This is a genomic window from Acaryochloris sp. IP29b_bin.137 (assembly GCF_028285745.1).
In the GTDB taxonomy this organism is placed as follows: Bacteria; Cyanobacteriota; Cyanobacteriia; order Thermosynechococcales; family Thermosynechococcaceae; genus Acaryochloris.
Genome location: NZ_JANQOP010000337.1, coordinates 1 through 5435 on the forward strand (window position 1 = coordinate 1; position 5435 = coordinate 5435).

Genomic DNA, 5435 nt, shown 5'->3' on the forward strand with positions numbered 1-5435 from the left:
AACAGGAGATGTGGCAATGCCAATTGCGGTTGGGATGATTGAGACGAAAGGTTTTCCTGCTGTGGTAGAAGCTGCAGATGCGATGGTGAAGGCAGCTCGTGTAACGCTGGTGGGCTACGAGAAGATTGGTAGCGGCCGCGTCACAGTGATTGTAAGAGGAGATGTTTCTGAGGTTCAGGCTTCTGTGGCAGCTGGAACGGAATCCGTAAGAAGAGTGAATGGGGGAGAAGTTCTTTCGACTCATATCATTGCTCGTCCTCATGAAAACCTGGAGTACGTACTACCGATGAGTTACACGGAAGAAGTAGAACAATTCCGAACGTGATCGCGGGTGATGACTATTCACCCTGATTGAATTCATAGATGTCTTGCCCCAAAGCAGCAAGACATCATTCATTAAGCGAAAGAATGGAGTTATAAACTATGTCGATAGCAGTTGGGATGGTGGAAACCCTCGGCTTCCCAGCGGTGGTCGAAGCTGCAGATGCCATGGTCAAAGCAGCGCGGGTCACCTTGGTTGGTTATGAGAAGATCGGGAGTGGCCGGGTCACGGTTATTGTTCGGGGAGATGTTTCCGAAGTGCAAGCATCGGTTGCAGCTGGAACTGAGTCTGTCAAGCGGGTGAACGGTGGGCAGGTTTTATCTACCCACATCATTGCTCGTCCCCATGAAAACCTCGAATATGTGTTGCCGATGCGCTACACCGAAGAAGTTGAGCAATTCCGCGAAAGCATTAGTGGTCCTCGGGCTCTTCCAATTCGTAAATCCTAGACGCAAAGTTGAGTGAGAATCGCAAAAGTTCTAGGTACTGTAGTCAGTACCCAAAAAGCGGACAGCCTTCAGGGTACGAAGTTCTTGTTGGTTCAGCGCATTGATCAGGAAGGTCAATTATTGCCTGAATATGATGTGGCTGCCGATTGTGTGGGAGCCGGGGTTGATGAGTGGGTGCTGATTACTCAAGGTAGTGGTGCTAGACAGATGCCTGGCTATGAACAGCGACCCCTAGATGCTCTGGTTATTGCCATCATTGATACCGTATCGGTCGCAGGGGGCCGTATCTACAGTAAGTAATCTAGTTTGAAATGAGTTTCCGTTATTTGGATTCAGTTTCTTTCTAGCCTTCGAGGAGGTGGGGTTGCGTTAAGCCGACGGTCGGCATCAAATCTGACTTTTTCACTGGGTGAATAGCATAATGCCGAAGCAATTTTTTCGGTTCGTTCCTAAGCCTAGTTAGCCTTCTCTTTTATTTATCACTACTCACTCGCGATCGCGTTTTGTGTAGGAGAGATCATTATGGTAGTCCATAGCCAATCCTCATCAGCCCTAGGGGCAGGCGGTGCATCCCATCCACAGGTGCATCCGTCTGCCTATGTTCACTCATTTGCAAACGTAATGGGTGATGTTCACGTGGGTGAAAATGCGCTGATCGCCCCAGGATGCACGATTCAGGCGGATCAAGGCTCACCCTTTTATATTGGCGATAACGTCAATATCCAGGATGGAGCCGTGATTCATGCCATCGAGCCGGGGCGGGTTCGCGGCAAGGATGGTCAAAATTATGCGGTTTGGATTGGTCATAATAGTTGTGTCACCCATATGGCCCTGGTCCATGGTCCCGCATTTATTGGTGACCACTGCTTTATCGGCTTCCGCTCTACAATTTTTAACGCCAAAGTGGGCGATGGCTGCGTAATCATGATGCATGCCTTGATTCAGGGGGTCGAAATCCCTCCGGGTAAGTATGTGCCTTCGGGTGCCGTGATTACCAAACAAGAGCAGGCCAATCTCCTACCTGATGTATTGGACAGCGATCGCAAATTCACTCAGCAAATCATTCACGTTAACGAAGCCCTCAAAGCGGATGTCTCTGGAGCAAGCGCACAGGCCTCTATCCGACCCGTCCGATCAAATATCGGCCATTCTCAATCACACCGTTTTACTACTGATACCAAGCCAATGAATCATACCACCCTAGATGCAGCAATTGTGAGTCAAGTTCGGTCACTCCTGGCGCAAGGATATCGAATTGGGAGTGAGCATGCGGATAAACGCCGCTTCCAAACCAGCTCATGGCAAAGTTGTCCCCCCATTACGGGGAACAACGAATCACAAGTGTTGGCAGGGATAGAATCTTGCCTGCAAGAGCATCAAGGTGAATATGTTCGACTGATTGGTATCGATACTCAAGCCAAACAGCGGGTCTTGGAAACCATTATTCAACGTCCCGATGGCCCGGTGAAGTCGGCGTCCATCAGTTCAGTCACCAAAACGATTAAAAACTACACCACAAGCCACATCACTACCAGTGGGAACCTGGATGCAGAGACGATTGCTCATGTGCGCTCTCTCCTGGGTCAAGGGTATCGAATTGGCACCGAACATGCCGATGCTCGCCGCTTTCAAACCAGTTCTTGGCAAAGCTGTTCTCCGATAGCCTCCCAGCAGGAATCCCAGGTCATTGCTGCCCTTGAAGCTTGTATTGCTGAACATCAAGGGGAATATGTCCGCATGTTGGGCATCGATACCCAAGCCAAGCGGCGGGTGTTTGAAGCCATTATTCAACGCCCAGGCGACCAGCCTAAGGCCGCCCCTAAAGCGGCCCGACCTGCATCCTCTAACAGCAGCTACTCCAGCTCAAGCAGCTATGCCAGCGCCAGTGCAGGCTCCAGTACAGGCTTAGGTGCAGAGGCCATCGCTCAGGTCCGCTCACTGTTGGCCCAAGGCTACCGAGTAGGTTCTGAATATGCAGACAAACGCCGCTTCCAAACCAGCTCCTGGCAAAGCTGCACGCCCATCCATTCCCAGCAAGAGTCCCAAGTCATTGCTGCCCTAGAAAGCTGTCTAGCGGAACATCCTGGAGATTACGTTCGCTTAATTGGTATTGACCCAAAGGCCAAACGGCGAGTCTTAGAAGCCATTATTCAACGTCCTAACAGCAACGGCAAAGCCAGTGCGTCCTCTGCTCCAGCCCCCCGTCCAAGTTCATCCAGTTCAAGCAGCTCCAGCTATGCCAAGGTTGAAAGCAATGGGTCTAGCTACCAGCCTGCTGGCGGCTTAGATGGAGCCGTAATCAATCAAATTCGCTCTTTGTTAGCCCAAGGCTACCAGATTGGGACGGAGTATGCGGACAAGCGCCGCTTCCAAACCAGTTCTTGGCAAAGCTGTACACCCGTCAAGTCCCAGCAAGAATCTCAAGTCATTGCTGGAGTCGAAGCCTGCTTAGCCGAGCACCCCAATGACTATGTTCGTCTTATTGGTATTGATAAGCGAGCTAAGCGACGCGTTTCTGAAACGATTATTCAACGTCCCGGTGGATCGGGTTCTAACCCGAAACCTGCTGCAGCACCGAGTTCTCGCTCCTATCAAGCGCCGTCTGCACCGAGCACTCGCGGGCGGGGGTTTACCCCAAGAAGTCACGGCGGTTTAGATGCGGATACCGTAGCCCAAGTGCGATCGCTCCTTGCCCAGGGTTATCGAATTGGCACCGAACATGCCGACAAACGGCGCTTTCAAACCAGCTCTTGGCAAAGCTGCCCTCCGATCCAAGCTCAACAGGAATCTCAAGTTATCGCAGCCTTAGAAACCTGTCTGGCGGATCACCAAAAAGAATATGTTCGTTTGATCGGTATCGACACCAAAGCAAAACGACGGGTCTTAGAATCCGTTATCCAGAAACCTTTGGCAGCCCTCTAGGATGTCATATCACAAGGATCTTAGTCTGAACGATCTTTCCATTCCTAGCCTAAGAGCCTAAGGTTTATTGCTAATGCAACTTTCACCCCTGCAACCGGTTAGCACCTCGCATTTTTGTGTGATTGGGGATGTCACGATCCATCCCCACGCCAAAATTGCTTCTGGTGTGATCTTGCAGGCGGCCCCCCAAAGCAAAATCGTGATTGCAGCAGGAGCCTGTATCGGCATCGGAGTGGTGATTCAGGCATTCGAAGGGACGATTACCGTCGATAGTCATGCCGTTTTAGGGGCAGGGGTATTGGTGCTTGGCCAGGCAACCATTGGTATGAATGCCTGCATCGGCGATTGCACCACCATTATCAATACCGATATTGTGGCCCAACAGGTGATTCCAGAGGGTTCGCTGATGGGGGATTCTAGCCGCTCTACCCTTAACGAGTCTCAAGATGGTTCACATTTGAATGACGCTTTGCCGTCAAATCCGGTCAATCCAGCTTGGCCCAGTCCTCCACCCCTGCCGAGTCCTGCGCCTGCGAGTAGTCCACAGAGGCAATCCCAAGTGATTGGACGAGCCTATGTGACCCAGATGCTTCAGGTCTTGTTTGCTCGTCATTCATCGCCATAACCCCTAAGCTAATCAACCATTGCGGTTATTGCTAAACTGAACGAGACTCACTAGAGGATGTCTGGGTCCATTGTCTCCGTCTAGGTATTGCCCACCGATATGATTCCCGCTTCAACGTTAAAACGGAAACGCAGACCTGATAGTGCTTTGGGTTTGTTGTCTACTCCCAGTTTTCCGGCGATTGTAGGAACCGCAGATGCGATGCTCAAGGCCGCAGAAGTGACCTTGGTGGGCTATGAAAAAATCGGAAGTGGGCTGTGCACAGTGATTGTGCGGGGCAATATTGCGGACGTACGGCTGGCGGTAGAAGAAGGCAGTCGCTTAGCCGAAAAACTAGGGCAAACTGTCTCCAAACTGGTGATTGCTAGACCCATGCCTAATTTGGAAGCCGTCTTTCCCATTGGTAGTCATCTAGTCGAAATTGCCCAGCAGCAACGGGGCTATTCCCGCTTAAGTAATCAGTCGATTGGCCTGTTAGAAACTCGGGGGTTTCCTGCCATGGTGGGGGCAGCAGATGCCATGCTCAAATCTGCCAATGTTCAACTTTCTGCCTATGAAACCATTGGAGCAGGATTATGTACCGCCATGGTTCGGGGGTCCGTTGCCAATGTTGCAGTCGCTATTGAAGCAGGCATGTTTGAGGCCGAACGGATTGGCGAATTAAATTCTGTGATGGTTATTCCTCGGGTTTTGGATGATTTAGAAGCGATGTTACCCGTTGCCAGCTGCTGGATCGAGAAACCCTTGCCACTGCTCTTCTCCAATAAGGTGAAAGAGAAGGAAAAAGAATTGGTTCCCCTAGAGAACTTAGAGCAACTCTCTCGCACCATTGAGCAAGAGCCTGACACTTGAACTGGTGTCTAAAGCATTAATAACTTTAGGTTTTGGGCAATATAAATCAGTAACCACAGGCAAGATTATCCGCCAGTGAATAGGAGAGATTCTGATAGCAAGATTGACAGAAGTCTCTTCCACTACCGATAATTGTTGTTTGTTAAATCGTTGTTTTTTTAATAATCCCTTGGCTAACGTAGTTGTAATTGGTGCTCAGTGGGGCGATGAAGGAAAGGGCAAAATAACCGATTTGCTGAGTCGCTCAGCAGATGTGGTGGTTCGG

General features: G+C 50.4%; 7 protein-coding genes. All 7 read left to right on the forward strand.

The window, feature by feature from the left end:
• Positions 1 to 16: 16 nt before the first annotated feature.
• Positions 17 to 325: a BMC domain-containing protein gene (locus Q0991_RS22825; RefSeq protein WP_010469380.1), complete on the forward strand. Its 309-nt coding sequence runs from the start codon at positions 17 to 19 to the stop codon at positions 323 to 325.
• 98 nt (positions 326 to 423) lie between these two features.
• On the forward strand, positions 424 to 771 hold the full coding sequence (locus Q0991_RS22830; protein ID WP_299411050.1) for a carbon dioxide-concentrating mechanism protein CcmK: 348 nt from the start codon (positions 424 to 426) through the stop codon (positions 769 to 771).
• Positions 772 to 783: 12 nt separating this feature from the next.
• The gene (locus Q0991_RS22835) at positions 784 to 1071 is read left to right on the forward strand and encodes a EutN/CcmL family microcompartment protein (RefSeq protein ID WP_299492947.1); all 288 of its coding nucleotides are present in this window, start codon (positions 784 to 786) and stop codon (positions 1069 to 1071) included.
• 222 nt (positions 1072 to 1293) lie between these two features.
• Positions 1294 to 3693: a ribulose bisphosphate carboxylase small subunit gene (locus tag Q0991_RS22840; RefSeq protein ID WP_299492949.1), complete on the forward strand. Its 2400-nt coding sequence runs from the start codon at positions 1294 to 1296 to the stop codon at positions 3691 to 3693.
• Positions 3694 to 3766: 73 nt separating this feature from the next.
• The gene (locus Q0991_RS22845; RefSeq protein ID WP_299492951.1) at positions 3767 to 4318 is read left to right on the forward strand and encodes a hypothetical protein; all 552 of its coding nucleotides are present in this window, start codon (positions 3767 to 3769) and stop codon (positions 4316 to 4318) included.
• A 99-nt stretch (positions 4319 to 4417) separates the two neighbouring features.
• Positions 4418 to 5170, forward strand: coding sequence for a BMC domain-containing protein (locus Q0991_RS22850; protein WP_299492953.1), 753 nt, complete (start codon positions 4418 to 4420; stop codon positions 5168 to 5170).
• Positions 5171 to 5339: 169 nt separating this feature from the next.
• Positions 5340 to 5435: adenylosuccinate synthetase (locus tag Q0991_RS22855; RefSeq protein ID WP_299492955.1), on the forward strand; the 96-nt coding region annotated here is incomplete at its 3' end.

What these genes read in the sequence shown, in the direction of transcription:
- Q0991_RS22845 (WP_299492951.1), top strand. Translation starts at nt 3,767, where the DNA reads ATGCAACTTTCACCCCTGCAACCGGTTAGCACCTCGCATTTTTGTGTG.
- Q0991_RS22825 (WP_010469380.1), top strand. Translation starts at nt 17, where the DNA reads ATGCCAATTGCGGTTGGGATGATTGAGACGAAAGGTTTTCCTGCTGTG.
- Q0991_RS22840 (WP_299492949.1), top strand. Translation starts at nt 1,294, where the DNA reads ATGGTAGTCCATAGCCAATCCTCATCAGCCCTAGGGGCAGGCGGTGCA.
- Q0991_RS22850 (WP_299492953.1), top strand. Translation starts at nt 4,418, where the DNA reads ATGATTCCCGCTTCAACGTTAAAACGGAAACGCAGACCTGATAGTGCT.
- Q0991_RS22830 (WP_299411050.1), top strand. Translation starts at nt 424, where the DNA reads ATGTCGATAGCAGTTGGGATGGTGGAAACCCTCGGCTTCCCAGCGGTG.